Origin of the sequence: Aeromonas sp. S8(2024) (assembly GCF_041403085.1) — a bacterium.
Lineage (GTDB): Bacteria > Pseudomonadota > Gammaproteobacteria > Enterobacterales > Aeromonadaceae > Aeromonas > Aeromonas dhakensis.
In genome coordinates this window covers 25,575-51,265 of the sequence record NZ_JBGLRF010000015.1, presented here as the reverse complement: position 1 = coordinate 51,265, position 25,691 = coordinate 25,575, and the positions used below count along the sequence as shown (strand labels likewise).

At 62.7% G+C, this 25,691-nt stretch carries 24 protein-coding genes; 12 read left to right on the top strand and 12 right to left on the bottom strand.

The annotated features are described in order from the left end of the window. The first annotated feature begins 2 nt into the window (after positions 1-2). From trxA to fre, 5 genes are all read left to right on the top strand, one after another. Entirely contained in the window at positions 3-329 is a 327-nt protein-coding gene (gene trxA / locus ACB031_RS22055) for a thioredoxin TrxA (protein WP_005307306.1), read from the top strand. Between the two features lie 207 nt (positions 330-536). Then, positions 537-1,802, top strand: coding sequence for a transcription termination factor Rho (rho, locus tag ACB031_RS22050; protein ID WP_005307308.1), 1,266 nt, complete (start codon positions 537-539; stop codon positions 1,800-1,802). Between the two features lie 107 nt (positions 1,803-1,909). Continuing rightward, positions 1,910-2,929, top strand: a complete 1,020-nt coding sequence (locus ACB031_RS22045; RefSeq protein ID WP_371140241.1) for a hypothetical protein — start codon at positions 1,910-1,912, stop codon at positions 2,927-2,929. A gap of 30 nt (positions 2,930-2,959) precedes the next feature. After that, the gene (gene ubiD, locus ACB031_RS22040; RefSeq protein WP_371140240.1) at positions 2,960-4,429 is read left to right on the top strand and encodes a 4-hydroxy-3-polyprenylbenzoate decarboxylase; all 1,470 of its coding nucleotides are present in this window, start codon (positions 2,960-2,962) and stop codon (positions 4,427-4,429) included. A 168-nt stretch (positions 4,430-4,597) separates the two neighbouring features. Then, a complete protein-coding gene (gene fre, locus ACB031_RS22035; protein WP_371140239.1) occupies positions 4,598-5,296 on the top strand; it encodes an NAD(P)H-flavin reductase in 699 nt (232 codons plus the stop codon). Positions 5,297-5,427: 131 nt separating this feature from the next. On the opposite strand, the gene ACB031_RS22030 is transcribed toward fre, so the two are convergent. Next, entirely contained in the window at positions 5,428-5,685 is a 258-nt protein-coding gene (locus ACB031_RS22030; protein ID WP_005307315.1) for an accessory factor UbiK family protein, read from the bottom strand. Between the two features lie 301 nt (positions 5,686-5,986). Between ACB031_RS22030 and ACB031_RS22025 the strand changes: the two genes are divergently transcribed. Next, positions 5,987-8,404 (top strand): VolA/Pla-1 family phospholipase, encoded by a 2,418-nt coding sequence (locus ACB031_RS22025; RefSeq protein WP_213344520.1) that lies wholly within the window; start codon positions 5,987-5,989, stop codon positions 8,402-8,404. A 117-nt stretch (positions 8,405-8,521) separates the two neighbouring features. On the opposite strand, the gene glpG is transcribed toward ACB031_RS22025, so the two are convergent. Both glpG and glpE read right to left on the bottom strand, forming a co-directional pair. Next, the gene (gene glpG / locus ACB031_RS22020) at positions 8,522-9,355 is read right to left on the bottom strand and encodes a rhomboid family intramembrane serine protease GlpG (protein WP_005307318.1); all 834 of its coding nucleotides are present in this window, start codon (positions 9,353-9,355) and stop codon (positions 8,522-8,524) included. Then, complete coding sequence (glpE, locus tag ACB031_RS22015) at positions 9,352-9,675, bottom strand: thiosulfate sulfurtransferase GlpE (RefSeq protein WP_124244180.1); 324 nt, start codon at positions 9,673-9,675, stop codon at positions 9,352-9,354. Before glpE ends, glpG begins: the two co-directional genes overlap by 4 nt. Before the next feature lie 169 nt (positions 9,676-9,844). On the opposite strand from glpE, the gene ACB031_RS22010 reads away from it, so the two are divergent. Then, positions 9,845-10,432: a LysE family translocator gene (locus ACB031_RS22010; RefSeq protein WP_258119612.1), complete on the top strand. Its 588-nt coding sequence runs from the start codon at positions 9,845-9,847 to the stop codon at positions 10,430-10,432. On the opposite strand, the gene ACB031_RS22005 is transcribed toward ACB031_RS22010, so the two are convergent. The 6 genes from ACB031_RS22005 to ACB031_RS21980 form a co-directional block, all read right to left on the bottom strand. Then, a complete protein-coding gene (locus ACB031_RS22005) occupies positions 10,429-11,262 on the bottom strand; it encodes an AraC family transcriptional regulator (RefSeq protein WP_124250750.1) in 834 nt (277 codons plus the stop codon). The two genes, ACB031_RS22010 and ACB031_RS22005, sit on opposite strands and share 4 nt — an antisense overlap. 3 nt (positions 11,263-11,265) lie before the next feature. After that, positions 11,266-11,967 (bottom strand): ABC transporter ATP-binding protein, encoded by a 702-nt coding sequence (locus ACB031_RS22000; RefSeq protein ID WP_005307325.1) that lies wholly within the window; start codon positions 11,965-11,967, stop codon positions 11,266-11,268. A gap of 10 nt (positions 11,968-11,977) precedes the next feature. After that, entirely contained in the window at positions 11,978-12,751 is a 774-nt protein-coding gene (livG, locus tag ACB031_RS21995; RefSeq protein WP_005307326.1) for a high-affinity branched-chain amino acid ABC transporter ATP-binding protein LivG, read from the bottom strand. A gap of 100 nt (positions 12,752-12,851) precedes the next feature. Next, positions 12,852-14,120: a high-affinity branched-chain amino acid ABC transporter permease LivM gene (locus ACB031_RS21990; protein WP_019841062.1), complete on the bottom strand. Its 1,269-nt coding sequence runs from the start codon at positions 14,118-14,120 to the stop codon at positions 12,852-12,854. Next, a complete protein-coding gene (gene livH, locus ACB031_RS21985; RefSeq protein WP_005307331.1) occupies positions 14,120-15,046 on the bottom strand; it encodes a high-affinity branched-chain amino acid ABC transporter permease LivH in 927 nt (308 codons plus the stop codon). Before livH ends, ACB031_RS21990 begins: the two co-directional genes overlap by 1 nt. 64 nt (positions 15,047-15,110) lie before the next feature. Next, a complete protein-coding gene (locus tag ACB031_RS21980) occupies positions 15,111-16,232 on the bottom strand; it encodes a branched-chain amino acid ABC transporter substrate-binding protein (RefSeq protein WP_005307334.1) in 1,122 nt (373 codons plus the stop codon). A gap of 435 nt (positions 16,233-16,667) precedes the next feature. Between ACB031_RS21980 and ACB031_RS21975 the strand changes: the two genes are divergently transcribed. Next, on the top strand, positions 16,668-17,672 hold the full coding sequence (locus tag ACB031_RS21975) for a substrate-binding domain-containing protein (RefSeq protein ID WP_024942236.1): 1,005 nt from the start codon (positions 16,668-16,670) through the stop codon (positions 17,670-17,672). 69 nt (positions 17,673-17,741) lie between these two features. Here the strand turns inward: ACB031_RS21975 and ACB031_RS21970 are convergent, their stop codons facing one another. Together ACB031_RS21970 and ACB031_RS21965 are read right to left on the bottom strand one after the other, a co-directional pair. Continuing rightward, entirely contained in the window at positions 17,742-19,061 is a 1,320-nt protein-coding gene (locus ACB031_RS21970; RefSeq protein ID WP_124250751.1) for a 6-phospho-alpha-glucosidase, read from the bottom strand. Positions 19,062-19,063: 2 nt separating this feature from the next. Continuing rightward, positions 19,064-20,650 (bottom strand): alpha-glucoside-specific PTS transporter subunit IIBC, encoded by a 1,587-nt coding sequence (locus ACB031_RS21965; RefSeq protein WP_124250752.1) that lies wholly within the window; start codon positions 20,648-20,650, stop codon positions 19,064-19,066. A 284-nt stretch (positions 20,651-20,934) separates the two neighbouring features. On the opposite strand from ACB031_RS21965, the gene ACB031_RS21960 reads away from it, so the two are divergent. The 4 genes from ACB031_RS21960 to ACB031_RS21945 all read left to right on the top strand — a co-directional run bounded on the left by ACB031_RS21960 (position 20,935) and on the right by ACB031_RS21945 (position 25,090). Beyond that, complete coding sequence (locus tag ACB031_RS21960) at positions 20,935-21,642, top strand: GntR family transcriptional regulator (RefSeq protein ID WP_010635556.1); 708 nt, start codon at positions 20,935-20,937, stop codon at positions 21,640-21,642. 245 nt (positions 21,643-21,887) lie between these two features. After that, on the top strand, positions 21,888-23,105 hold the full coding sequence (locus ACB031_RS21955) for a 4Fe-4S binding protein (RefSeq protein ID WP_371140238.1): 1,218 nt from the start codon (positions 21,888-21,890) through the stop codon (positions 23,103-23,105). 287 nt (positions 23,106-23,392) lie between these two features. Further along, complete coding sequence (locus ACB031_RS21950) at positions 23,393-24,613, top strand: aromatic amino acid transporter (RefSeq protein ID WP_005307366.1); 1,221 nt, start codon at positions 23,393-23,395, stop codon at positions 24,611-24,613. Between the two features lie 177 nt (positions 24,614-24,790). Continuing rightward, a complete protein-coding gene (locus ACB031_RS21945) occupies positions 24,791-25,090 on the top strand; it encodes a hypothetical protein (protein WP_005307369.1) in 300 nt (99 codons plus the stop codon). 70 nt (positions 25,091-25,160) lie between these two features. On the opposite strand, the gene ACB031_RS21940 is transcribed toward ACB031_RS21945, so the two are convergent. Then, positions 25,161-25,637: a DM13 domain-containing protein gene (locus ACB031_RS21940; protein WP_242761613.1), complete on the bottom strand. Its 477-nt coding sequence runs from the start codon at positions 25,635-25,637 to the stop codon at positions 25,161-25,163. Positions 25,638-25,691: the final 54 nt, after the last annotated feature.

Sequence of the window (25,691 nt, the reverse complement as noted above, 5' to 3'; positions counted from 1 at the left end):
AGATGAGTGACAAGATTGTTCAGCTGAGCGATGCCAGCTTCGAGGCAGATGTAATCAAAGCCGATGGCGCCGTTCTGGTTGACTTCTGGGCCGAATGGTGTGGTCCGTGCAAGATGATTGCCCCGATCCTGAACGAAGTCGCCCAAGAGTATGCCGGTCGCGTGACCGTGGCGAAATTGAACATCGACCATAACGCCGACACTCCGCCCAAGTATGGCATTCGTGGTATTCCGACCCTCTTGCTGTTCAAGAATGGCGAAGTGGCAGCGACCAAGGTCGGTGCCCTGTCCAAGACTCAGCTGAAAGAGTTCCTGGACGGCAACCTGTAATAATCATCGAGGAGCGCATTGCAATAATGCGCTCCTTCTGTTTTATCACCTAGACGCTCACCCCGATTGGTGCTAATTTATCGCTCGTTTGCTAACCTTTTTGCCTGACTCTTTGCTCACACATCAGCCTGGCAAATCAAATCCGATCAGCATCAATCCAGCAGACTGTCTCCTCATTTCAATCCTTGCTTACAGACTTTCACCACTATGAATCTGACTGAATTAAAGAACACTCCTGTGTCCGAGCTGGTACAGCTTGGCGAATCCATGGGGTTGGAAAATCTGGCTCGGGCGCACAAGAAAGACATTATTTTCGCGATCCTCAAGGCGCACGCCAAGGGTGGCGAGGATATCTTCGGCGACGGTGTGCTGGAAATCCTGACCGATGGTTTCGGCTTCCTGCGTAGTGCAGACGGCTCCTACCTGGCCGGCCCGGACGACATCTACGTCTCCCCGAGCCAGATCCGCCGCTTCAACCTGCGCACCGGCGATACCATCTCCGGCAAGATCCGGCCGCCGAAAGAGGGCGAACGCTACTTCGCGCTGCTCAAGGTCAACGAGGTCAACTACGACCGTCCGGAAAACTCCCGCAACAAGATCCTGTTTGAAAACCTCACTCCGCTGCACGCCAACGAGCGTCTGCGCATGGAGCGTGGCAACGGTTCCACTGAAGACATCACCGCCCGCGTACTGGATCTGGCATCCCCGATCGGTAAAGGCCAGCGCGGCCTCATCGTCGCACCGCCCAAGGCCGGTAAGACCATGCTGCTGCAGAACATCGCCCAGAGCATCGCCTACAACCACCCCGACTGCGAACTGATCGTCCTGCTGATCGACGAGCGTCCGGAAGAAGTGACCGAGATGCAGCGGATGGTGAAGGGCGAAGTGATCGCCTCCACCTTCGACGAGCCGGCTTCCCGTCACGTCCAGGTCGCCGAAATGGTGATCGAGAAGGCCAAGCGTCTGGTCGAGCACAAGAAGGACGTGGTGATCCTGTTGGACTCCATCACCCGTCTGGCCCGTGCCTACAACACCGTCATCCCGTCATCCGGCAAGGTACTGACCGGTGGTGTGGATGCCAACGCCCTGCACCGTCCGAAGCGCTTCTTCGGTGCCGCGCGCAATGTTGAAGAGGGCGGCAGCCTGACCATCATCGCCACCGCGCTGATCGATACCGGCTCCAAGATGGATGAAGTCATCTACGAAGAGTTCAAGGGCACCGGCAACATGGAACTGCACCTCTCGCGCAAGATCGCCGAGAAGCGCGTCTACCCGGCCATCGACATCACCCGTTCCGGTACCCGCAAGGAAGAGCTGCTGACCACCGGTGACGAGCTGCAGAAGATGTGGATCCTGCGCAAGATTGTCCACCCGATGGGCGAGATCGACGGCATCGAGTTCCTCATCGACAAGCTGGCGATGACCAAGACCAACGACGAGTTCTTCGACGCCATGCGGCGCCAGCAGAAGTAACCGACTCGAAAAATGATGAAACCGCGGCCCAGGTCGCGGTTTTTGTTTATCTATTTTGCGGTCGCCTGAGTAGTATGAAACCTCGATGTCACAAGGATAGGGACGTCATGAAGCATGTACTCCTGATAATGCTGAGCTGGCTGCTGGTGCCGCCGGCTTTGGCGGGCCAGACTCCGTCCGCCGGGACGGCTCCCCGCGTCGCGCTGGTGGCCGACGAGGGACTGCAGGGCCACCTCGACTACCTGACCGGCCGCTTGCAGCAGGGACAGTTTGCCGCCATCGATTCCCTGCTGGACTCCCTGGCCGTGGGGCAGCGGGAGTATCTGCTGTGCCAGCTGCTCGCCACCCTCGATAGTCAGCCCAGGGCTGACAGCCCGCAACTGCTGGCCTGGGTGCGCGCCCAGTCGTTCAAGGCCCCCAGCTGGCTGGTGGAAAAAGAGGTGGACGGCTTTCTGGTGCAGCAACCCGCCTACGACTTTGCCGCCGCGGCGCGGCAGGTGCTGAGCCGCTGGCAACTGCAGGCCTGGCAGGACAACTACCGCCAGCTGCTGGAGGCGAACCGCTTCGAGTTCAAGCAGGTTTACAACAGCCGCAACCCGGATCTGGCCCAGCAACAGCAGGCGCTGCTGAACGTGCTCGCCGGGCAGCCTGTCACTGTGCTGCAGCGCGAGGCGCATAAGCTGGCCGACCTGAACATCTTCCTGCCCGACAACCGCTTGCTGCGGCTGCTGGCTGAGCGTACCGGCGACAGTGCCCTCTATCAGAGGTTGTGGCGCCAACCGGCGGATCACGACAGCGTGGCGGCCCTGGCCAGCGTGGGGCGCTTTCATCAGGGTCAGGCGGCGAGCGATCTGCTGATCGCCGCCAGCCGCAACGCCTCCCTCAAACAGCCCGCCCTGCACCAGCTCAGTCAGCTTTCGCCGCTGCCCGACACGGCACAGCAGTTCCTGCTGGCGGAGCTGGGCAACCGCCAGTACAGCGGTCAGGTGGCCAGCCTGCTGTTACAGGTGGACGAGCCGAGGCTGCTGGCCCAGCTTGCCGATCGGCTGACCAGGCAGGAAAAGCGTCATGCAAGTCCGATGGTGCAGCCCGAACCGGGTACACCCGCCGGCTCCCCGGAGTTATAATGCGGCATCGCCTGCACACAGGGTACCTGCATGAAATACAAGGATTTGCGTGATTTCATCGCGCAGCTGGAACAAAGCGGACAGCTCAAGCGCATCACGCGCGAGATAGACCCCTATCTGGAGATGACCGAGATCAGCGACCGCACCCTGCGTGCGGATGGGCCGGCCCTGCTGTTCGAAAATCCCAAGGGTTACACCATGCCGGTGCTGACCAACCTGTTCGGCACGCCGGACCGGGTCGCCATGGGCATGGGCCAGCCCAACGTGGCCGCCTTGCGCCAGGTGGGGACCTGGCTCTCCTACCTGAAGGAGCCTGAGCCGCCCCGTGGCTTCAAGGAGCTGATGGAGAAGCTGCCGATCTTCAAGCAGGTACTCAACATGCCGACCAAGCGTCTCTCGTCCGCCCCCTGCCAGCAGCGGGTGCTGGAGGGAGAGGCGGTCGATCTGGACCAGATCCCCATTCAGCACTGCTGGCCGGGCGACGTGGCGCCGCTGGTCACCTGGGGTCTCACCATCACCCGCGGCCCCTACAAGAAGCGGCAGAACCTCGGCATCTATCGCCAGCAGAAGATCGGCAAGAACAAGCTGATCATGCGCTGGCTGGATCACCGCGGCGGTGCCATCGATTTTCGCGAGTGGCAGGAGGCCCACCCGGGTGAGCGTTTCCCGGTGGCGGTGGCGCTGGGCGCCGATCCGGCGACCATCCTCGGCGCGGTGACGCCGGTGCCGGATACCCTCTCCGAATACGCCTTCGCCGGTTTGCTGCGGGGCAGCCGCACCGAGGTGGTGAAGGCCATCAGCTGCGATCTGGAGGTGCCCGCCAGCGCCGAGATCGTGCTGGAAGGCTATCTGGAGCCGGGCGAGCTGGCCCCCGAAGGGCCTTATGGCGATCACACCGGTTACTACAACGAGGTGGACGAGTTCCCGGTCTTTACCATCACCCACATGACGATGCGCAAGGATGCCATCTACCACAGCACCTACACCGGCCGTCCGCCCGATGAGCCGGCGGTGCTCGGGGTGGCGCTCAACGAGGTGTTCGTGCCGCTGTTGCAGAAGCAGTTCCCCGAGATCGTGGACTTCTACCTGCCGCCGGAGGGGTGCTCCTACCGGATGGCGGTGGTGACCATCAAGAAGCGTTACCCTGGCCACGCCAAGCGGGTGATGCTGGGGGTCTGGTCCTTCCTGCGCCAGTTCATGTACACCAAGTTCGTGATCGTCTGCGACGACGACATCAACGCCCGCGACTGGAAGGACGTGATCTGGGCCATCACCACCCGGATGGACCCGGCTCGCGACACCACCCTGATCGAGCACACCCCGATCGACTACCTGGACTTCGCCTCGCCGGTCTCCGGCCTCGGCTCCAAGATGGGGCTGGACGCCACCAACAAGTGGCCGGGAGAGACCAACCGCGAGTGGGGCCAGCCCATCGTCCAGGACGAGGCGGTGAAGCAGAAGATCGATGCCCTCTGGGACGAGCTGAACATTCTCGGTTGATGAGCGGCGGCCGGCCCTACGGGCCGTGCCGCCTGGCCGGGATGCAAAAGATTGATGCCATTTGAGCTGAATTGGGTATGCTCGACTGACCTGACCACTCTGCTGGTCGCCAGTCCACAGTGAATCAAGAGCGAAAGCGGGCCGAACGAGCCCGTCACAAGGATAAGAATGCAACGTATCAAGTGCCGCGTAGAGGAACTGCGCGAATATGTCGACACCATCTGGCACGTGGCCCTGACGCCGCTGCAAGAGGTCAGCTTCAAGCCGGGCCAGTATCTGCTGGTGGTGATGAGTGATTCGGACAAGCGTCCCTTCTCCATCGCCAACTCGCCGACCCGCCCCGGCGTGCTGGAGCTGCAGATCGGCGCCACCCCGGAGAACGCCTATGCCGGCCAGGTGCTGGCCCGCATGCGCGAGCAGGGGGAGATCGAGATTGAGCTGGCGGCGGGCAAGGCCTTCCTGCGGGAAGAGTCACCCCGGCCGCTGATCCTGATGGCAGGCGGCACCGGTTTCTCCTACGCCCGCGCCATTCTGGAATACCTGATCGACAGCGACAGCAAGCGCCCGGTGTTCTTCTACTGGGGCGTGCGCCAGGCGCACTGGCTCTACGAGCAGGAGCAGATGCAGCAGTGGGAGCGCGACTACGCCCCGCTTACCTACATCCCTGTGGTGCAGGAGCCGGAGAGCGACTGGGCCGGCAAGACCGGGCTGGTGCACAAGGCCATCATGGATGACTTCGTCAGCCTGCACGACTACGACATCTATGTGGCCGGCCGCTTCGAGATGGCGGGTGCGGCGCGGGAAGAGTTCAAGATCCTGGGAGCCGAGCCGGAGCGCATCTTCGGCGACGCATACGAGTTTATCTGAGTTCGGCATGAGGCCGTGCCCAATGGGTTGGCCGGGAGTGCCTCGCTAGATCTGCCTGCCACAACTTGCTTTGCGGCAGACCAGAAACAACAAACCCCAGCCTGGCTGGGGTTTGCTTTATGGGGGCGGTGTTATTCGCCCTTGGCGCCGAGCTGCTGCTCGAGCTGGGCCAGCTTGGCCTCGAGGGCGGTCAGCTTCTCGCGGGTGCGCAGCAGCACCTTGGTCTGCACGTCAAACTCTTCGCGACTGACCAGATCCAGCTTGCCGAGCTGGGACTGCAGCACCTGACGGATCTTCTTCTCCACCTCTTCACCCATGCTGCGAATGCCGGGCGGCAGGGAGTTGTGCACCTGTTTGGCGATCTCTTCCAGTTTCTTCGGGTCGATCATGTGGTTCTCCTTAAGCAATGCGCCATTCTACCGGCAATTGATCCGCTTTGCCGAGATCGGGGGTCGCTTTTTGCCATCTGGCGTACAAGTGACCGCTGGTCGGGTCTGGTATCCGGGATGAAGCTGTTAACCTATCGAGTCCCGTTTCTATTCCAATTCCTTGATGCTGTACACAAAAAAAGCAGATCAGATGACCGACCAGCTACTTAATAATTGTTGCGTTGCTGTTAAGATGTACCGGTCGGGTTTTTACCCAACGCCGTCAGCATTTCATGGATAACAACTAAAAAGAGATAAGGATATGAAAAAGAAGCTAATTTATGCCGCAGTCGTCAGTGCTATGCTGGCCGGCTGTGGTGGCAGTGACGATAACAAAGGCGACACCTCCAGCTATCTCGACTATCTGTTGACCGGTTCCAACGCAGTGCGCCCCAGTGCCCTGGCGGCCCGCGCCAGCGATGGCACCCTGAAATTCTCCACCGAAACGGCGGATCTCTCCAACCCGGTGTCGGCCATGTCGACCCTGGATGGCTGGTCCACGACCCAGGCCATCCAGATCGTGCCCGTCACCTCGTCCGGCATCACTGTCCAGGCACCGGCTGCCGCCGAGTTTGCCGCCTCGGTGGCCCCGCTCTACCTGCTGGAGCTGAGCTTTGACAGCACAGCCCTGCGCCCGAGCGGCGTGAAGAAGGTGCTGACCTACGGGGTGGACTTCGTGGTGGCCGCCTCGGCTGGCAAGCTGAACCTGGTACCGCTCAAGCCGCTGAACCCCTCCTCCTACTACATGATCGTGGCCACCGACTCCCTCAAGGACAGCAACGGCAACGCGGTCAAGGCCGGCAGCGACTACGGCAACTACAAGAACAACGTCGGCAGCAATGCCCAGGAGCAGACCATCAACGGTCTGATCGCCCTGCAGGAGGGCCTGTTCAAGGCCGCCACCGGCGTCTCCACCGATCACGTCATCTTCTCCGACTGGTTCGGTACCCAGTCCGGTGCCGATGTGCTGGTGGCGGTGAAAGGGGCTGCGGCATCTGTGCTGAAGAGCCCGACCCTGGACGCGGCCGCCCTGTGGAAGCAGGATGCCAAGGGCAACACCAGCCTGCCGGGTACCTACACCCTGGCCGTGACCGGCAGCAACCCCTTCCTGACCCAGCTGGACGCCGAGGCGTTCCTGCCGCAGGAGCAGAAAGATGCGCTGGCCACCGCCTTCGGCCCTGGCACCCCGCTCAACGGGCTGGCCCAGCTGACCACTGTCTATACCGGTACCGTCAAGCTGCCCTACTTCCTCTCCTCGCCGGCCACCGCCGGCTCCTGGGACAAGGCCAAGACCCAGTCCTGGCACGGTGCCATCCCCAGCCTGTACGCCATCGCCAATGCCCTGAAAGCGTCCGACAGCGAAGTGATCGCCGGGCTGGTGGGCGCGGGTGTGGACCCGGCCCTGCTGGCGACGCTGATTGCCGATCCGACCCGCCAGAGCGAGCTGCTGGCCGAGGCGAGCAAGCTGATCGGGGTGACCCTCACCTCCGGCGGCAAGCCGCTGGATGCCGAGCAGAACATCGGCCGCTTCAACCCGCTGCCCATGCTGGAAGAGGTGCAGTCGGTGCCGATGCGCGTCTTCGCCAAGGATGCCCTCAACACCATCACCGACGTGATCATCTATCAGCACGGCGTCACCTCGGTGAAAGAGAACGCCTATGCGCTGGCGCTGGGTCAGATCTATGCCGGCATGCAGGCAGGCAAGAAGGTGGCGCTGGTGGTGATCGATCACCCGCTGCACGGTGAGCGCGGCTTCGCCCTGAGCGGCAGCATGGACACAGTCACCACCTCCGACAATCCGACCCCCTACCTGAACCTGAGCTACCTGACCGTGGCCCGCGACAACCTGAAACAGAGCGTGGCGGATCTGCTGGGCCTGCGTCTGGCGGTCGGTCTGGCCAATGCCAAGGGCGCCATCGGCAGCGCCGGCAGCCTCAAGGTGCACTTCCTGGGCCACTCCCTGGGCGCCATCTCCGGCACCAACCTGCTGGCGGTCGCCAACCAGTCCATCGGCAATGCCCAGGCGGATGCCCTGTTCAAGTTCGATACCGGTGGCCTGGCCATGCCGGGTGGCGGCATAGCGCCGCTGTTGCTGAACTCGCCGACCTTCGGTCCGACCATCAAGATGGGCGTGCTGACCAGCGGCAGTGCCGAGCTGAAAGCGGGCTTTACCGCCTACGCCCCCAGCTGCAAGACCGAGGTGCCGACCTGCTTCGTCAACGAGTTCCTGCCGAGCCTGAGCGCCACCCAGCAGGCCGCTGCGGCCAGCACGCTGCAGAGCTACAGCTTCGCGGCCCAGTCGGTGCTTGATTCGGCTGACCCGATCAACCTCGGCAGCGGCATCAAGAGCGACTTCCCGCTGTTCGCCACCGAGATCGTTGGCGATGGCGCGCTGAGCCTGTCGGATCAGGTGATCCCGAACAGCATCGCCTCCGCCCCGCTGGGCGGCACCGAGCCGTTGTTCAAGGTGCTGGCGCTGCAACCGCTGACCGCCACCGGTGCGGCCAGCCACAACGCGGCCCGCTTCGTGGCCGGTGGCCACAGCTCGCTGCTGGCACCGGACGAGAACTTCGATCCGAGCGGCGACGTGACCACCGAAATGCAGTCCGAGTTCGCCAGCTTCTTCATGAGCGGCGGCACTGCGGTCAAGGTGACCAACGGCAGCCTGCTCAAGCAGTAAGCCAGTCGGCCAATAAAAACGCCGCCCCTCGGGGCGGCGTTTTTTTTCGTGTATAGCACTCGTGGCCGGGTGGGTCAGATCAGCAGACGTGTTGGCTGCCGAGCCGATCGCAGCAACTCAGGCAGGCTGGTGGTGTCTGTCCAGCCAGCCCTGCAGCAGGCCGACCAGCAGACCGGCCAGGTGGGCCATGTTGGCGGTGCGTGTGCCGAGCAGATCGAAGAAACCGAGTGCCAGCCAGAACAGCATGAAGCCCATCAGCGCCGGTGGCAGGGTGAGGCCACAGGCCGGCTGCAACTTGCTGCGCAGCCAGCAGTAGCCGAGCAGGGCATAGACCACCCCGGAGAGGCCGCCAAACAGCGGGCCGCTGGCGAAAAACTCGGCCAGGTTGGGCAGGGCGGCGCCTACCAGCAGCAGGATCAGCAGCTTGCCGCTGCCGAGTCGCTGTTCGATCTGGCCCCCCAGATACCACCACCACAGCAGATTGAACACCAGGTGCAACACCGAGAAGTGAATGAAGGCAGGGGTGAAGTAGCGCCACGCCTGCCAGTCGGTGAACTGGGCCAGGGTCGGGTGAAAGGCCAGCTCGTCGAAGATCGGCAGGCCGATGGCGTCGAGTCCGTAGATGGCCAGACAGGCGATGATCACCACCAGGGTCAGCGGCCCCGCCTGATGCAGGAAGTCGGTGACCGGGTCGCTCATCCCCTTGCTGTAGTCGATGCGGGCATCGGCCCGGCCGGACTGCCAGGAGGCCTCCATGTAGCGGGGATGGCTCGGCTCGGCCAGGAAGCGCTTCACCTCCTGCTGGGCCTGGGCGAGGCGCTGCTCGTCCGCCAGCCAGATGGTGACCCCCAACTCCGACTGGGTCAGCTCGCACGAGATGCCGAGGGTGGAGAGGTAGTCCACCAGCGCCTGGGCCATGCGGGCGTTGTCGAGCACCAGCAGCTGGATCATGCGTCGCCCGCCTGGATCGGGAACTCCCTGCGCCACGCCTCGAAGCCGCCGTCCAGGCTGTAGACCTCATCGTACCCCTGTTGCAGCAGGTACTGGGCGACGCCCTGGCTGCTGTTGCCGTGGTAGCACATCACGATCACCGGGGTGTCGAAGTCCACCTCGTTCATGAAACGCACCAGGGTGCCGTTGGTGAGGTGGAAGGCGCCGACCGCGTGGGCTGTCTCGAACGACTGGGGGTCGCGAATATCCACCAGGCGGGCTTCACCGGCGCTGAGCTTCTGGTGGGCATCATGGGCACTGATATGGGCAAACTGGTCCATTAACATGTCCTGCGAATAGGTGATTGAGGGCCAGTTTACCGCAAGCGGAGGTCGGCGCTAAGCCCGCAATGTGTCCGGTTATTGCCGGGGCCGATCGCAATTTCCTTCAATACCCGGGGCGGGGCGATAGCTAGGCTGGGGGCTCCTTTTACCGATACGAGCGTTATTCATGGAGACGAGTCTGCTGTTATCCATGGCCGGGTTTGCCCTGGCCATGTCCATCACCCCGGGGCCGGTCAACCTGGTCGCCCTCGGCAGCGGCGCCAGGCACGGCTTTGCGGCCAGCCTGCGCCACGTGGTCGGGGCCACCCTGGGGTTTATCCTGCTGTTGTTGCTGATGGGATTGGGGCTGGGCGCCACCCTGCTGCAATGGCCGGCGGCGGCCGAGCTGCTGCGCTGGGGCGGGGTGGTCTTTCTCGGCTGGATGGCCTGGCAATTGCTGGTGGACAGCGGCCGGGTGGAAGGGGTCGACGGGGTAGCGCCCTCCTTCTGGTACGGGGCGCTGATGCAGTGGCTCAACCCCAAGGCCTGGCTCGCCGCCAGCATGGGGATGGGGGCCTATGGCAGTGTGGGCGGGGTGGGGCAGGTGGCCCTGTTCAGCGGCCTCTACCTGGTCATCTGTCTGTGCTCCATCGCTTGCTGGGCCTATGCTGGCAGCCGATTGCAGGGGTTGCTGCTGGTACCGCAGCGGCTGCGCTGGTTCAACAGGGCGATGGCGCTGTTGTTGCTGCTCTGCGCCGCCTATCTGGTGCGCTAGCCCAGCCGGGTCAGCTGGTTGCGGTAGTGGCCCGGGGTGGCAGCCACCCGCCGCTTGAACTGGCGCTGGAAGTGGGCCTGATCGGCAAAACCGCTGGCCAGCGCCACCTCTGCCAGCGGCTCTCCCCGCCTGAGCAGGGTGCGGGCGTGGCGGATGCGCTGATCGAGCAGGTAGGCGTGGGGCGTCATGCCGTAGTGACGGCTGAAGCTGCGCACGAAGTGGGAGGGGGTGAGCCCGGCCACCGCGCTCAATTGCGCGAGGGTGAGGGCGCTGCTGCAGTCGTCCTGCATCAGCTCGGCGGCCCGCTGCAGGTGCTGCGGCGGCCGATCGTCCCAGCTGGCCGGAGTGAGTCTGGCCAGCAGCTGACGGCTGAACTGGTGGCAGGCCACCTCGCGCGCCAGCGGCTCCGGCTCCTGCCACAGCTGCCGATGGAGCCGGCACAGCCCCTGATAGAGCAGGGGATCCCGGCTGGCGGTCATGTCGAAGGGGCGAAATTCGTGGCCCAGCCCTGCTTCCTCCTGCTGGCGCTGCAGCCAGCCGGTGTCGAGGTAGAACATCAGATAGGACCAGGGCTCATCCGCAATCGGGTTGCAGGCGTGCACCTCTTCCGGGTTCATCAGCACCAGGTGGCCGCGGCCGACCTCCTGCCGGCTGCGCTGGTTGAGATAGTGGCTGTGGCCGCCGGTGATGGCGCCGATGGAGAAGTGGGGATGGCTGTGCTTGTCGTAGCAGACGCGGCGGCCATCCTGCACCGCCCGTGCCTCGATGAAGGGCAGGGCCGGATCGTGCCAGAAGCTGTGGTGATCCGGCGCCGTGTCGGCCCTGCTCATGGGTCAGCCGCCGAGATAGGCCTGGCGGACGGCCGGGTTGGCCAAGAGGGCGGCCCCCGTGTCCTGCAACACCACGTGGCCGTTCTCCAGCACATAGCCGCGATCGGCCAGCTTGAGCGCCTGGTTGGCGTTCTGCTCCACCAGGAAGATGGTCATGCCGTCGCGGCGCAGCTGCTCTATGGTATCGAAGATCTGCTGGATGACGATGGGGGCCAGCCCCAGCGAGGGTTCATCCAGCAGCAGCAGGCGCGGCTTGCTCATCAGGGCGCGGCCGATGGCCAGCATCTGCTGCTCGCCGCCGGACATGGTGCCGGCGCGCTGCTCCAGTCGCTCGTGCAGGCGCGGGAACAGGGTGAAAATCTGATCCAGCAGGCCGCGCTGCTCGGCCTTGTCGACGAAGAAGGCCCCCATCAGCAGGTTCTCCTCCACCGTCAGGCGAGCGAAGATGCGGCGCCCCTCCGGCACCACGGCGATGTCCTTGCGCATGATGCGGGCGGTGGAGAGCGAGTCTATCTGCTCCCCCTCGAACCAGATGGAGCCGCTGCTGGGCTTGGGCTCGCCGCACAGGGTCATCAGCAGGGTGGTCTTGCCGGCGCCGTTGGCGCCGATCAGGGTGACGATTTCCCCCTCTTTTACCTCGACGCTGACGTCGTGCAGCGCCTGAATTTTGCCGTAGTGGGTCGATACGTTGCGAAGTTCTAACATCTTGTTTTCCTTACGACTCGCCCAGATAGGCCTTGATCACTGCCGGATTGCTGCGGATTTCATCCGGCTTGCCGTGGGCCAGCGGGGTACCCTGGTTGACCACGAAGATGCGGTTGGAGATCTCCATCACCAGCTTCATGTCGTGCTCGATCAGCAGCACCGAGACCCCGAACTCGTCCCGCAGGTTGGAGATGAGCTCGTTCAGCTCGTCGGTCTCGTGGGGGTTGAGGCCGGCGGCCGGCTCGTCCAGCATCAGCAGCTCGGGTCGGGTCGCCATGCAGCGTGCGATCTCGAGCCGGCGCTGCTGACCATAGGCCAGGTTGCCGGCGGCGCGGTTGGCGAGATCCTTTAGCCCCACCTTCTCCAGCCAGAAGGCGGACTGCTCCAGTCCCTCCCGCTCGGCGCGACGAAAGGCCGGGGTCTTGAACAGCCCGGCCAGAAAACCTGTGTTGAGGTGCCTGTGCTGGGCCACCAGCAGGTTTTCCACCGCCGTCATGTCCTTGAACAGTCGCACGTGCTGAAAGGTGCGCACGATTCCCTTGCGGGCGATGAGGTGGCCGGGCAGCCCCTGGATCTCCTCGCCCTTGTAGCGAATGATGCCGCCGCTCGGGCGGTAGAAGCCGGTCAGGCAGTTGAAGATGGTGGTCTTGCCGGCCCCGTTGGGACCTATGATGGAGATCACCTCCCCCTTTTCCACGTCCAGCTTGACCCCGTTGACGGCGAGTAGGCCGCCAAAACGCATCGACAAATCAGAGACTTCCATTAACTTCTGATGAGTACTCATTTTTTCAGCTCCCAGTCCAGGGTGGAGCAAGTCACCGCCAGCAATCCGGCCAGATAGCGCATCGACAGCTCAGAGACGTCCAACAACTTCTGATGCGTACTCATTTCTTCAACTCCAGATGCGGGCGGGTCATCGGCAGCAATCCTTGTGGCCGCCAGATCATCATGAACACCATCAAAAGGCCGAACATCAGCATGCGGTACTCGTTGAACTCGCGCGCCAGCTCAGGCAGCACCGTCATCACGATGGCGGCCAGCACCACCCCGATCTGGGAGCCCATGCCGCCCAGCACCACTATGGCCAGCACGATGGCCGACTCGATGAAGACGAAGGACTCCGGGCTGATGAAGCCCTGGCGCGAGGCAAAGAAGCTGCCGGCAAAGCCCGCGAAGCAGGCGCCTATGGTGAAAGCGGTCAGCTTGATGATGGTGGGGTTGAGCCCCAGCGACTTGCAGGCGATCTCGTCTTCCCGCAGCGCCTCCCAGGCGCGGCCGAGCGGCATGCGCAGCAGGCGGTTGATGACGAACAGGGTCGCCACCACCAGCACCAGTGCCATCAGGTAGAGGAAGATCACCTTGTGGTTGGCGTTGTAGGCGATGCCGAAGAATTCGTGGAAGGTCTCGAAACCGCCGTCCTTGACGGTGCGGTTGAACTCCAGCCCCCCCAGGGTCGGTTTGGGAATGCCGGAGATGCCGTTCGGGCCGCCGGTCAGGCTGGTCATGTTGTTGAGCAGGATGCGGATGATCTCGCCAAAGCCCAGGGTGACGATGGCCAGGTAATCCCCCCGCAGCCGCAGTACCGGGAAGCCGAGCAGGAAGCCGAAGGTGGCCGCCATCAGGCCGGCGATGGGCAGGCATTCCCAGAAGCTGAGCCCGAAGTAGCTGTTGAGCAGGGCATAGCTGTAGGCGCCGACCGCGTAGAAGCCGACGTAGCCGAGATCGAGCAGGCCGGCGAGGCCGACCACCACGTTCAGGCCCAGCCCCAGCATGATGTAAATCAGGGTGAGGGTGGCCAGATCGATGGCGCCGCGGGAGGCCATGAAGGGCCAGCTCACCGCAAACAGCAGCACCAGCACGGCGGTCAGGTTATAGAGCTTGGGCGCCTCTTCCGGGCTTGGCAGCACCAGTTTGGTGAAGCCGACCGAGAAGCCGCTGATGGAGGCCTGGAACAGCCGGCTTATCTGGCCGCGCAGCATCTGGAACCAGAACACCAGGGTGGCACCGCCCAACAGCCAGGCCAGCGACACGTCGAGCCGGCTCACTACCAGCAGGCGGGTGCCGTCGGTCTCCAGCTTGAAGCCGAGCAGCCAGAAGGAGAGCACCAGCAGTACCAAGCTGGCGATGCAGGCATGAATGAATTGGCGTTTCATCATACTTTCTCCACTTCCGGGCGGCCCAGGATGCCGGTCGGCATAAAGAGCAGTACGAAGATGAGCAGGGCGAACGCCATCACATCCTTGTATTCGGTGCTGAGGTAGCCGGCGGTGAGCGCCTCCACCACGCCGAGCAGCAGGCCGCCCAGCACGGCACCGGGAATGCTGCCGATGCCGCCAAGCACCGCCGCCGTAAAGGCCTTCAAGCCGGCCATGAAGCCGAGATAGGGGTTGATGACACCGTAATACATGCCGAGCAGCACGCCGGCGACGGCGGCCAGGGTGGCCCCCAGCACGAAGGTGATGGAGATGACCACGTGGGTGTCTATCCCCAACAGGTTGGCCATCTTGATGTCTTCCGAACAGGCGCGACAGGCGCGGCCCATACGGGAGCGGCCGATGAACTGGGTCAGCGCCAGCATGGTGATGAAGGTCACCACGAAGATGATGAGCTGCATCCAGGAGAGGCTGGCCTGGAAGCCGTCGGCTTCACCCAGGGTCCAGCCGCCGGAGATCAGGGTGGGCATGGCGATGTCGCGCGAGCCCTGGGCCATCCGCATCATGTTCTGCAGGAAGATCGACATGCCGATGGCGGAGATGAGGGGGATCAGCCGGTTGCCGCCCCGCAGCGGGCGATAGGCGACCCGCTCTATGGTCCAGCCATAGCTGCCGGTGATGATGATGCTGACCAGGAAGGCGCCCCCCAGCAGCAGAAAGGTGCTGTCGATGCCCATCATCATGAGCCCCGCCATCACCATGAAAGCGACATAGGAGCCGATCATGTAGACCTCGCCGTGGGCGAAGTTGATCATGCCGATGATGCCATAGACCATGGTGTAGCCGATGGCGATCAACGCATAGGTGCTGCCTATGGTTAACCCGTTCAGCAACTGCTGAACCAGGTAAAGGAAGTGTTCGGACATACTGCGTTCCCTGTACTTGCCCGCAAAGAAAGGAGGGGTGACTCACGTCACCCCGACCGGCAGATTACTTGAGTTGGGTAGAGGTACCGTCGGCGTGCCACTGGAACACACCGAATTCAAACCCTTTCAGGTCGCCGTTGGGAGCCCAGCTGAGGGGGCCCATCACGGTATCGACCGGCGCGGCCTTGATGGCGGCGGCAACGGCAGCCGGGTCATCCTCACCCGCCTTGGCGATACCGGCAGCCAGGGTTTGCACCGCGGCATAGGTGGTCCACACGAACGGACCGGAAGAGTCCTGACCCTTGGCCTTGAACGCGGCAACCAGCGGGGCGTTGGCCGGCACCAGGTCGTACTTGTTCGGCAGGGTGACCAGCAGGCCTTCGGAAGCCGGGCCACCGATGGCGGAGATGTCCTTGTTACCCACCCCTTCCGGACCCATGAACTTGGCCTTGAGGCCCTTCTCGCCGGCCTGACGCAGGATCAGACCCAGCTCCGGGTGGTAGCCGCCGTAGTAGACGAAATCGACGTTCTCTTTTTGCAGCTTGGCGATCAGGGCGGAGAAGTCCTTGTCACCGGCGGTGATGCCTTCAAACGCCACCACCTTGACGCCGGCCTTGTCCAGCGCAGCTTTCACGCTGGAGGCGATGCCTTCACCGTACTGTTTCTTGTCGTGGATGACGGCCACGCGCTGGGGCTTGACCTGCTCGATGATGTATTTGGCGGCAGTCGGGCCCTGGTCGCTGTCCAGGCCGATGGTACGCAGCACCAGCTGATAGCCGCGCTCGGTGATCTTGGGGTTGGTGGAGGCGGGGGTGACCATCAGCACGCCTTCATCTTCATAGATGTCGGAAGCGGGCAGGGTGTTGTCGGAGCAGAGATGACCGACCACGAACTTGACGCCGTCGTTGATCACCTTGTTGGCGACCGCCACGGCCTGTTTCGGGTCACAGGCATCGTCATAGATGACGGCTTCGATCTGCTTGCCCTTGATGCCGCCGGCCTTGTTGATCTGCTCGACCGCCATCTTGCCGCCGGTGAACTGCATGTCTCCGTACTGGGCGACCGGGCCAGTGACCGGGCCGGCGATGCCGATCTTGATGGTATCCGCCGCGTGGACCAGTGAGACCGATCCGAACAGGGCCATAGAAACCGCTGCCCTGACTGCCATTTTGCTCAACTTATTCATCGATTCGTCCCTTAATCAGTGGATTGTTTCATTTTCCGTGTGCCATTCCGAACCGTGATCCCGCCAGTCCGGCAATAGGTATGGTTCTATCATTCCTCGCTGGGCAATAACAAGCTGTTAAAGATACTAACCAGAGAGGGGGTAATAGTGCTTTTTTGAAACAAATATCTAATTACAGTTATCTATTTAGAAGTTGATGCTGATGATGGCAATTAACATCTTCTCAACAAGGCGCACTTTCGATAAATGATAGATGAAAAAACTGACGATATTTTACTCTGACGCTGCTCCCATTTTGACCAAAATCCGTTTGCGCAAATAGAAATGACCGCCTAGATTAGCCAGCATTGACAATTCATTGGCAGCACTCGTTAAAACCAAGCCTTTATTCGGGAAATCTGCTAATGTTCCGCCTTTGATCTTCAGGAGACAGAGATGGCCACTATCAAGGATGTCGCCTCCCGCGCAGGCGTATCCATCTCCACCGTCTCACATGTACTCAATCACACCCGTCGGGTCAGCGAAGACGCAACCCAAAAAGTGCTTGAGGCGGTGGCAGAACTCAACTACGCGCCCAACTCGGTAGCGCGCAGCCTCAAGATAAACTCGACCAAGACCATCGGCATGCTGGTGACCACCAGTGCCAACCCCTTCTTTGCGGAAGTGGTGCAGGGGGTGGAGGCGTACTGCTTCGAGCAGGGTTACAGCCTGATCCTCTGCAACACCGAGAACCAGCCGCCCCGTCAGCAGCACTACCTGCGCATGCTGATGGAGAAGCGGGTCGACGGTCTGCTGGTGTTGGGAACCGACATCGATACCCCGCTGCGCGACATGCTGCGCATCCACAAGAACGTGCCGCAAGTGGTGCTGGACTGGGGTACCGAGTGTGACTTTGCCAACGTCATCAACGACAACGCCCGCATCGGTGCGCGTCTGGCCGTGCGCCATCTGCTGGAGCAGGGTCACCGCGACATCGTCTGCATCACCGGTCAGCTGGCCAAGCCGACCACCCAGCAGCGGCTGGATGGGGTGCGCGATGCCCTGGCCGAACAGGGGCTGACCCTGAAAGACGAGCAGATCTTCGAAGGGGATTACGAGAGTCAGAGCGGATTCGATGCCATGCAGCGGATCCTGGCGCTCAAGCCGCGGCCGACCGCGGTGTTCGCCTTCGACGATCCCATGGCGATCGGCGCCATCTGCGCCGCCTGGGAAGCCGGGGTCAAGGTGCCGGACGATATCTCCATGATCGGTTATGACGACGTGGAGATGGCGCGCTTCTCCAGCCCGCCGCTCACCACCATCCGCCATCCCAAGGCCGAGCTCGGCCTGCTGGCGGTGCAGCAGCTGGTGAGTCGGATCCGCAACAAGGAGTTGGAAGTCGAGTCGATGACGGTGCAGCCGGAGCTCATCGTCCGCCGCTCGGTCAAGTCCCTGCGCTGATCGCGCCACGGCAGTGCCAGCAACAAGAAAACCCCCTCGCCAGCGAGGGGGTTTTTGTTTGGCCCGCGTTTATTGCAGTGGCGGCCAGTACTCCTGGTTGGCGGCGATCAGGTCGTCCAGGATGGCTTTGGCCACCGAGGCGCTCGGCACCGTCTTGGAGAGGGTGATCGCCTGCCACAGCTTCTGATAGGAGCGCTCGATCCACGCCTCCACCACCAGCTTCTCGACGGCCACCTGCTGACCCATCATGCCCTGCTGGAACAGCGGGATGTTGCCCACCTGCAGCGGCTCGGGGCCGCTGCTGCCCACCAGGCAGGGGATCTCGACCATGGCCTCCGGGTCGAAGTTGGGGATGGCGCCCCGGTTCGGCACGATCAGCAGCATCCGCTCCTGGGTGTTGAAGGCGATGGCGGTGGCCAGATCCACTATGTAGGAGGCGTGCTCGTCGATCTCCAGCTCGCCGGCGTCGGCCTTGCCGGCCGCAACGATGGCGCGGCAGGCGCTGAACACCTGTTTCTCGCGGTGCTCCATCACCTCGTTGGCGCGGGTGTGCTCCGGATTGGAGTGGGCCACCACATAGTCCGGGTAGAGGTAGTACTTCAGATAGGTGTTGGGCAGGGTATCCGGATCAAGAGCCCACACGTCCCTGGCCTTGGCGAAGGTGTCGTTCCAGCTGGCCTCGGCGTGGCCGGCCTGCTTGGGCACATAGCCGTGTTTGGCCACGTGGGCCTTGATGGCCGGCATCAGGTCGTTGCCCGCCAGATCCTCGATGCGGGTCCACCAGCCGAAGTGGTTGAGGCCGTAGTAGCGTACCCGCATCTCCTTGCGTGACGGCAGGCCGGCGATCTGGGCCATCCGTCCCTCGATGCCGATGGGCATGTCGCAGATGTTGAGGATCCTGGCGTGGGGACGCAGGCGACGGGTCGCCTCGGCCACGATGGCGGCCGGGTTGGAGTAGTTCAGCATCCAGGCATCCGGCGAGTACTGCTCCATGTAGTCGACCAGCTCCAGCACGCCGCCAATGGAACGCATGCCGTAGGCGATTCCGCCGGGGCCGCAGGTCTCCTGGCCGACCACGCCATGGCGCAGCGGGATCTTCTCGTCCAGCTCGCGCATGGGGTATTTGCCGACCCGGATGTGGGCCATCACGAAGTCCACCCCGCTGAAGGCCGCCTTGGGGTCGGTGCCGTAGCTGAAGGCAATGTCCGGGGCCTGCTCCCGCAGCAGGACGCGGCAGGCCTCGGCGATCACCTCCTGGCGGGCACTATCGTTGTCGTAGAACTTGATCTCGTGCAGCGGGAAGCGGTGCTGGTTCTCCAGCAGCATGAGAACGATGCCTGGGGTAAAGGTGCTGCCACCGCCGGCAATGACGACAGAGAATTTTTTCATGATCATGACTCCGTTACGAAAGAAGAGGAGGAGGGGGTGTTCATCAGGCTCTCCATGTTTTCCCTCAGCTGGGGCACATGCAGACCGATAATGATCTGGATGCTGTCACCGTGGCGAACCACGCCGTGGGCACCCAATTGTTTGAAAGCATCATCCGCTGCCGCCAGCCCCGCATCGCGTAGCGATATACGCAGCCGGGTGGCGCAGTTGTTCAGGCTGTTGATATTTTCCGCGCCACCAAGCGCCGCCAGAATATGGCCGGCAATATCATGGCCACGCTGTTTTTTGGCGGCCTGATAATCGGCCTTGGAATACAGTTTTATTTCGCTTTCATCTCGCCCCGGGGTTTTCAAATTGAATTTCAGAATGAGCGTGCGGAATATCAGGAACCAGATCCCGGTAAAGGTCAGCCCGATGGCAATCTGGGTAAACATCATGCCGGCGTGATTGTGGAACATGGGGATCCAGTTCTGCGGCAGGAACTGGTCGAGCAGACCGCCGCCCATGTTGCCGACGACCCCGAACAGGTACATCACGGTCGCCATGGTGGCAGCCAGCAGGGCATGGATGGCGAACAGCAGGGGCGAGATGAAGAGGAAGGTGAACTCGAGCGGCTCGGTGATCCCCACCAGCATGGCGGTCAGGGTCGCCGGGATCAGCAGGCCGGCCACCTTGGCCTTGTTCTCCCTGGCGGCGGTGGCGTAGATGGCGAGTGCAATCCCCATGGCCCCGAAGATCTTGGAGTTGCCGTGCAGGGCGAAGCCACCCTGGGGGAACAGCTCGATCAGCGGCCGGGTGCTTTGGCTGAACTCCAGCATGTGCTGGGCCCAGTAGAGCTGGATGCCGCCTTCCACCGCGGCCGGGCCGAAGATGAAGGGGCCGTAGATGAAGTGGTGCAGGCCGGTCGGGATCAGGATCCGCTCAAGGAAGGTGTAAACCCAGACGCCGAGCGGGCCGGAGACCAGCATGAACTCCTGCAGGGAGGCGATGCCCATTTGCACCTTGGGCCAGCCCAGCAGGGTCAGCCAGGCGCAGGGGATCATCACGAAGAAGGCGACTATGGTGACGAACGAGCTGCCCTGGAAGATGCCGAGAAAGACCGGCAACTGTCGGTCGAACAGCCGGTTGTGCAGAGCGGTGACGAGGCCGGAGATGGCGATGGCACCTATGATGCTGGTGTCCAGGGTCTTGATGCCGGCCACCATGGCCAGCCCGCTCTCGCCACCCACCGCCTGGTTGAAGTCGACCCCGAAATAGTCGCCCCAGGTCATCCCCATGGCATTGATGAAGTAGTTCCAGGTCATGAAGCTGACCAGCACTGAGAGGCAGGCACGGGCCTGAGCCTTGTTTGCCAGACCGATCGGCAGGCCGATGGCAAATATCAGCGGCATATTTCGAAATACTGTCCAGCCACCCTCTTCAATAATATGAACTATTTGAAAAAACAGTCCCTGAGGATTGGCTAGCGTTTCTCCCACGAACATGGGATTTTTCAGCATGATTGCAATGCCTACCACCATACCTGCGAATGGAAACAGTAATACAGGCGTAAACATTGCCCCGCCAAAACGTTGAATTTGACTGAGCATATAGCGTCCCTTTTTATTAGAGAATTGTCTGACTGCTGTTGTCGTATTGCTGAATTGAACCTAACAACAAGCGATAACCCCCTCATGAAATATGTGGTGGTTATGTGATCCGGCGCATGCACTTATTTAGACAAAGAGATCTAATTTTTGCGATATTGTTGTACGTCTTGTTTTTGTGACGTTTTTATCGGGTTGTTTGAATTTAAAGTTGTTTATTTTCAGCTGGTTGAAATAAAGGTGAGCAAATGGGTCGCCACCCCGGCTGGGTAAAGAGAGGTCTAGCAGTGATCTACAAATCGGTGGCGGATCGGTTGCGTATCCGGGTCAACGGGGCGGATTGTCGGGTGGGGGATGTGCTGCCGAGCGAGAAAACCCTGGCGAGTCAGTTCGGGGTATCGCGGATGACGGTGCGCAAGGCGGTGGACATGCTGATCGAGTGGGGGCTGGTGGAGCGGCGCCACGGCAGCGGCACCTACGTGACCAAGAAGGATGTGCAGCATGAGACCAAGGGGCTGAGCGGTTTCACCGAGCTGATGCGTGAACAGGGCCGCAGCCTGACCAGCGAGGTGCTGGAGTTTCGCACCATGCCGGCCCCGCCCGCCATCGCCAGCCAGCTCAGGATCAAGGTGAACGAGCCGGTCTACTTCTCCAACCGGGTGCGCTCGGTCGACGGCCGGGCCCTGCTGGTGGAGGAGAGCTACATGCCGGTGCGGCTGTTTCGCACCCTCTCGGTGGCCCATCTGGAGGGATCCAAGTTCGCCTACATCGAGAACGAGTGCCAGCTCCCCATCGCCGGCAACTACGAGAGCTTCAGCGCCGTGCTGGCCGACCGGCGCATGGCCGAGCTGCTGCACATCGAGCAGGGGGCGCCCATCCTGCGGCTCACCTCGCTCTCCTACGGTGAAAACGGCGAGTTTCTCAACTACTCCATCATGTTCCGCAATGCCAACGACTATCACGTCGACTACCACCTGCGCCGCGCCCGCGGTTAGCCTGACCCGCATCTTGCTGCGTATGCCAACCCCCTCGCCAGCGAGGGGGTTTTTGTTTGATGGGTCTGGGGTTGGCACATCAGTTCGAGTCCGACCAGCCGCTGTTCAACAGCCGCAAGGCATAGGTTCAACCATGGGGAGGGGGATTGGGAGCGAATGTCCCCCTCTGCCCACGCAGATCAAAACAGTCAACTCAGATGTCCGTTATCCTTGCCGCCAGTGGTGGATGAGGCAGTGAGGGAAACATGAGCGTGATCGAAGCCGTGACCATGGCCGCCGGCCTGGCCTATCTGGTGCTGCTGGCGTGGCAGGCGCGCTCGGGTTGGCAGTGGCGTCTTGCCCTCGGCCTGTTGCTCATGCTCTGGCTGCTGGCGGCGGACAGCCTGCTCTGGCCCGGCTTTGGGCTGGTGGCCGCCGGGCTTGCCCTCTGGCACCGGCGGCGGCCGCTGCCCGCCCTCGAGGCGCTCGACGGCCAGTGGTTGCAGGGGCGCACACGCCAGCTGCTGTTGCTCTGCTGGGGGCTGGTGACGCTGCAGTATGGCCTGCATGTCTGGCAGCTGGGGCAGGGGATGAGCCCCTGGCTAGTGCGCCCAGACGTGGTGGACGGCTTCCTGCCCATCGCCGGCGGACTCGGGCTGAGGGCCTGGCTCGGGCAGGGGCTGGTGGATCCGCACCATCCGGCGGCCACCGTCACTGTGCTGGTACTCTCCCTGTCGGCCCTGCTGCTGGGGCGGGCGTTCTGTGCCTGGTTCTGCCCGCTCGGGCTGGTGGGGGAGTGGCTGCACGGCCTGCGCAGTCGCCTGTTGCCGGAGGAGTGGACGCCGCCGCGCTGGCTCGATGCCGTGTTGCGCGGCCAGAAGTTTCTGGTGCTCGCTTTCCTGCTGTTTATCGTGCTGATCGCGGTGCCAGGCGCCGCCCTGCCCGGCTACTTCACCAGCCCCTACCATCAGGCGGCGGACATGAAGATGGGGGCCTTCTTCTTCAACCTGACCCTGATCTCGGGTCTCTGCCTTGGCTGGGTGCTGCTGCTCACCGCCACCTTCCGGCAAGGGTTCTGCCGCTACCTCTGCCCCTACGGCGCATGGCTCGCCCTGCTGGGGTTGCTGACACCGCTGCGCATCCGCCGCGACCCGGCTCGCTGCCTGCGCAGCGCGGGCCACGATTGCGACAAGTGCAGCCGGGCCTGCCCGTCGCGCATCCAGGTACACCAGCTCATCGCGGTGCGCAGCCTCGAGTGCACCAGCTGCCTGAGCTGTGTGGCCGCCTGCCCGAAGCGGGCCGATGCGCTGCACTTGGGCACGCGGGGGCGCAGGTTCAGCCCTCCACGCTTGCTGGGGCTGCTCTGCCTGTTGCTGCTGGTGTTGCCACTGCTTTGTTATGGCCTGCTGGGGATCTGGGTCAGCCAGACGCCGCTCGAGGTGCGGGCCCAGCTGCTGCAACTGCTGCCGCAGTTGACCCATTGAATACCGACACGCCGGTCAAAGGCGGTCTGCCCAGGGGGGCCGGGCTGCCTGAAAATGCACCCAAATTTGATACCTGAGGGGGAGCAGGGTAAAGTCCCTTCCCCGACATGGCGGCTCTGCAGCCGTGCCGGACCGGCAGTCAGCCCTGAGCGCACCTCGCTTCCCCTTCGAAGCAGCCAGCGCCGGGCGCCGGCACCTAGATGAGCGCGATCTACCATGACAACCGGCGTAGCAAATGCAACGGTCCGCGGTCGCGATCAGATCCACAATCGTCTTTGGAGAAGTAAATGGGACAGAAACCATCGTTGGTGGGCGGGGCATGCATCATTGCCGGCGTCTGTGTCGGGGCTGGCATGCTGGGTTTGCCGAGTGCGGGGGCGGGTGCCTGGACCCTCTGGTCGGTACTGGCCATCACCCTGACCATGATAGTGATGACAGTCTCCGGCTGGATGCTGTTGGAGTCCTATCAGGGTTATCCGCTGCGCGTGTCGTTCGATACCGTCACCCGTGAGCTGCTGGGGGAGAAGGTCAACGCCTTCAACAACCTCACCGTCTATTTCGTCGGCGGCATCCTGCTCTACGCCTACATCACCTCGGCCGGCCTCATCATAGACGGCATGACCGGCATCGGCAGCCAGTGGGCTTCCATCCTGTTTACCCTGGGCTTCTCCGGCCTGGTGTGGCACTCCACCCGGGCGGTGGATCGCATCTCAGTAGTGCTGGTCATCGCCATGGGGCTGAGCTTCGTGTTCGGCATCTCCGGGCTCTCCATCAACATCAAGCCGACCCTGCTGTTCGACACTCTGAGCCAGCACGCCAGCTATGCCCCCTATGCGCTGGCCATGTTGCCGGTGGCGCTCACCTCGTTCGGCTATCACCACTCGGTGTCGTCCATGCGCGCCTACTACGGTGAAGAGCGCCGTGCCCGCTACGCCATCCTCGGCGGCACCGCCATCGCGCTGCTGTTCTATCTCATCTGGCTGGTGAGCGTGTTCGGCAACCTGCCGCGCAGCGAGTTCGGGCCCGTGGTGGCGCAGGGCGGCAACGTCGACGTGCTGCTCAAGGCGCTGGCTTCGGTGATTGAATCCGAGGCGGTCGCCAGCGCCCTCAACGCCTTCTCGATGGCGGCGATCCTCTCCTCCTTCATCGGAGTGGGGCTGGGGGTGTTCGACTATCTGGCGGATCTGTTCAAGTTCGACAACAGCCGCCAGGGCCGCGCCAAGTCGTGGGCTGCCACCTTCCTGCCGCCGCTGCTGCTCTCCCTGCTGTTCCCGTTCGGCTTCCTGATGGCCATCGGCTACGCGGGCGCCGTGGCCACCCTGTGGACCTGCATCATCCCGGCCCTGCTGGCCTGGAAGGTGCGCGCCGGCAAGCAGGAGGGCAAGGACGAGGGGTTTCGCGCACCGGGTGGCATGCCGATGATCGTCGGCGTCTTCCTGTTCGGGGTGTTGACCGCTGCCTTCCACCTGCTCAACATGGCGGGCCTGCTGCCGGTCTATACCGGCTGAAGGGGCTGAATTTACCCGGTCTGCCGCGGCAGGCTGCGACAAAAAACGGCGCCTGATGGCGCCGTTTTACATGCCAGATTGTGACTCAGACAGACAGGTTGGGGTTGGGCGGGCTGGCCGGCTGGCTGGTGTGCACTATAGTTTGGTTCTTTTTGGAGCCAAAAATAGGAGCTGGCCATGGCATGGACTATCGATGATTCGCAACCCCGCATCCTCTACAACAAGGACAAGCACGTAGCCGTGACGGCGTCGGCCATGAGCAAATACCACGAGTGGCGGCGGGAGATAGTACGAGGCACGGACCCCAAGAACGCCGCCGACAAGGTGGGCGACATGCACTACGAACAACTGGGCGGCAAGCACAAGGGGATCTACACGATCCGCCTCAGTCAGGAGCACAGGGTCGCCTTTACCATCAATAGCACCCTGCAGCAGGTCAGCGTAATCAGCATTGGCGGCCATTTTCCGCCGGGCTGATGCAGCAGACAGAGACGAAATGGCGCCTTGCGGCGCCGTTTTTTATGGGGGCCGGCAACCGACCGCATGGCTAGCGGTAGCGGGCGGCGGTGATGAACTGGCCGAAGGTCTCGCACCAGATGATCACGCTGTCGTAGTCGGCCGGGTTTACATCGGCAGGCAGGGGGACGATAAAGTTGTCGAAAGTCTTCACCGGCCCGATCTTCACCATCTTCTCCTTCAGGCGGGCAAAGTCGGCCTCGGTCTCGACGAAGGTGGGCGACAGGTAGAGCTGGTAGTCGGGGCCCGGCGCCAGCCTGCCCATCAGGCTGATGGCATCGGGCCCTATGCTGACCTGCCCCTCACCCCAGTGCAGCCGGTCGCTGTCTTGCAGATCCCGGCGAAAGGTGCCGTGAAAGCTGGCCTGAGCCTGCCGGGCGGCAACCTGCTCGTTGGCGGGGGCGGGCGGGGCGATCAGGATCGGCAGGGCATAGATGCCGGCCGCAAAGCCGGCGGCGCCCACCAGCAGATGGCTGGCCAGCAGCAGGGTCAGGGTCTTGCGTTGCATAGTGTCTCGGTCGTTGATTAATTGATGGCTCCACCCTACCAGCAGGCCGCCGTC

Bases quoted from the DNA above. Each gene is read 5' to 3' on its own strand.
- trxA (WP_005307306.1), top strand. From the start codon at position 3: ATGAGTGACAAGATTGTTCAGCTGAGCGATGCCAGCTTCGAGGCAGAT.
- rho (WP_005307308.1), top strand. From the start codon at position 537: ATGAATCTGACTGAATTAAAGAACACTCCTGTGTCCGAGCTGGTACAG.
- ACB031_RS22045 (WP_371140241.1), top strand. From the start codon at position 1,910: ATGAAGCATGTACTCCTGATAATGCTGAGCTGGCTGCTGGTGCCGCCG.
- ubiD (WP_371140240.1), top strand. From the start codon at position 2,960: ATGAAATACAAGGATTTGCGTGATTTCATCGCGCAGCTGGAACAAAGC.
- fre (WP_371140239.1), top strand. From the start codon at position 4,598: ATGCAACGTATCAAGTGCCGCGTAGAGGAACTGCGCGAATATGTCGAC.
- ACB031_RS22030 (WP_005307315.1), bottom strand. From the start codon at position 5,685: ATGATCGACCCGAAGAAACTGGAAGAGATCGCCAAACAGGTGCACAAC.
- ACB031_RS22025 (WP_213344520.1), top strand. From the start codon at position 5,987: ATGAAAAAGAAGCTAATTTATGCCGCAGTCGTCAGTGCTATGCTGGCC.
- glpG (WP_005307318.1), bottom strand. From the start codon at position 9,355: ATGATCCAGCTGCTGGTGCTCGACAACGCCCGCATGGCCCAGGCGCTG.
- glpE (WP_124244180.1), bottom strand. From the start codon at position 9,675: ATGGACCAGTTTGCCCATATCAGTGCCCATGATGCCCACCAGAAGCTC.
- ACB031_RS22010 (WP_258119612.1), top strand. From the start codon at position 9,845: ATGGAGACGAGTCTGCTGTTATCCATGGCCGGGTTTGCCCTGGCCATG.
- ACB031_RS22005 (WP_124250750.1), bottom strand. From the start codon at position 11,262: ATGAGCAGGGCCGACACGGCGCCGGATCACCACAGCTTCTGGCACGAT.
- ACB031_RS22000 (WP_005307325.1), bottom strand. From the start codon at position 11,967: ATGTTAGAACTTCGCAACGTATCGACCCACTACGGCAAAATTCAGGCG.
- livG (WP_005307326.1), bottom strand. From the start codon at position 12,751: ATGAGTACTCATCAGAAGTTAATGGAAGTCTCTGATTTGTCGATGCGT.
- ACB031_RS21990 (WP_019841062.1), bottom strand. From the start codon at position 14,120: ATGAAACGCCAATTCATTCATGCCTGCATCGCCAGCTTGGTACTGCTG.
- livH (WP_005307331.1), bottom strand. From the start codon at position 15,046: ATGTCCGAACACTTCCTTTACCTGGTTCAGCAGTTGCTGAACGGGTTA.
- ACB031_RS21980 (WP_005307334.1), bottom strand. From the start codon at position 16,232: ATGAATAAGTTGAGCAAAATGGCAGTCAGGGCAGCGGTTTCTATGGCC.
- ACB031_RS21975 (WP_024942236.1), top strand. From the start codon at position 16,668: ATGGCCACTATCAAGGATGTCGCCTCCCGCGCAGGCGTATCCATCTCC.
- ACB031_RS21970 (WP_124250751.1), bottom strand. From the start codon at position 19,061: ATGAAAAAATTCTCTGTCGTCATTGCCGGCGGTGGCAGCACCTTTACC.
- ACB031_RS21965 (WP_124250752.1), bottom strand. From the start codon at position 20,650: ATGCTCAGTCAAATTCAACGTTTTGGCGGGGCAATGTTTACGCCTGTA.
- ACB031_RS21955 (WP_371140238.1), top strand. From the start codon at position 21,888: ATGAGCGTGATCGAAGCCGTGACCATGGCCGCCGGCCTGGCCTATCTG.
- ACB031_RS21950 (WP_005307366.1), top strand. From the start codon at position 23,393: ATGGGACAGAAACCATCGTTGGTGGGCGGGGCATGCATCATTGCCGGC.
- ACB031_RS21945 (WP_005307369.1), top strand. From the start codon at position 24,791: ATGGCATGGACTATCGATGATTCGCAACCCCGCATCCTCTACAACAAG.
- ACB031_RS21940 (WP_242761613.1), bottom strand. From the start codon at position 25,637: ATGCAACGCAAGACCCTGACCCTGCTGCTGGCCAGCCATCTGCTGGTG.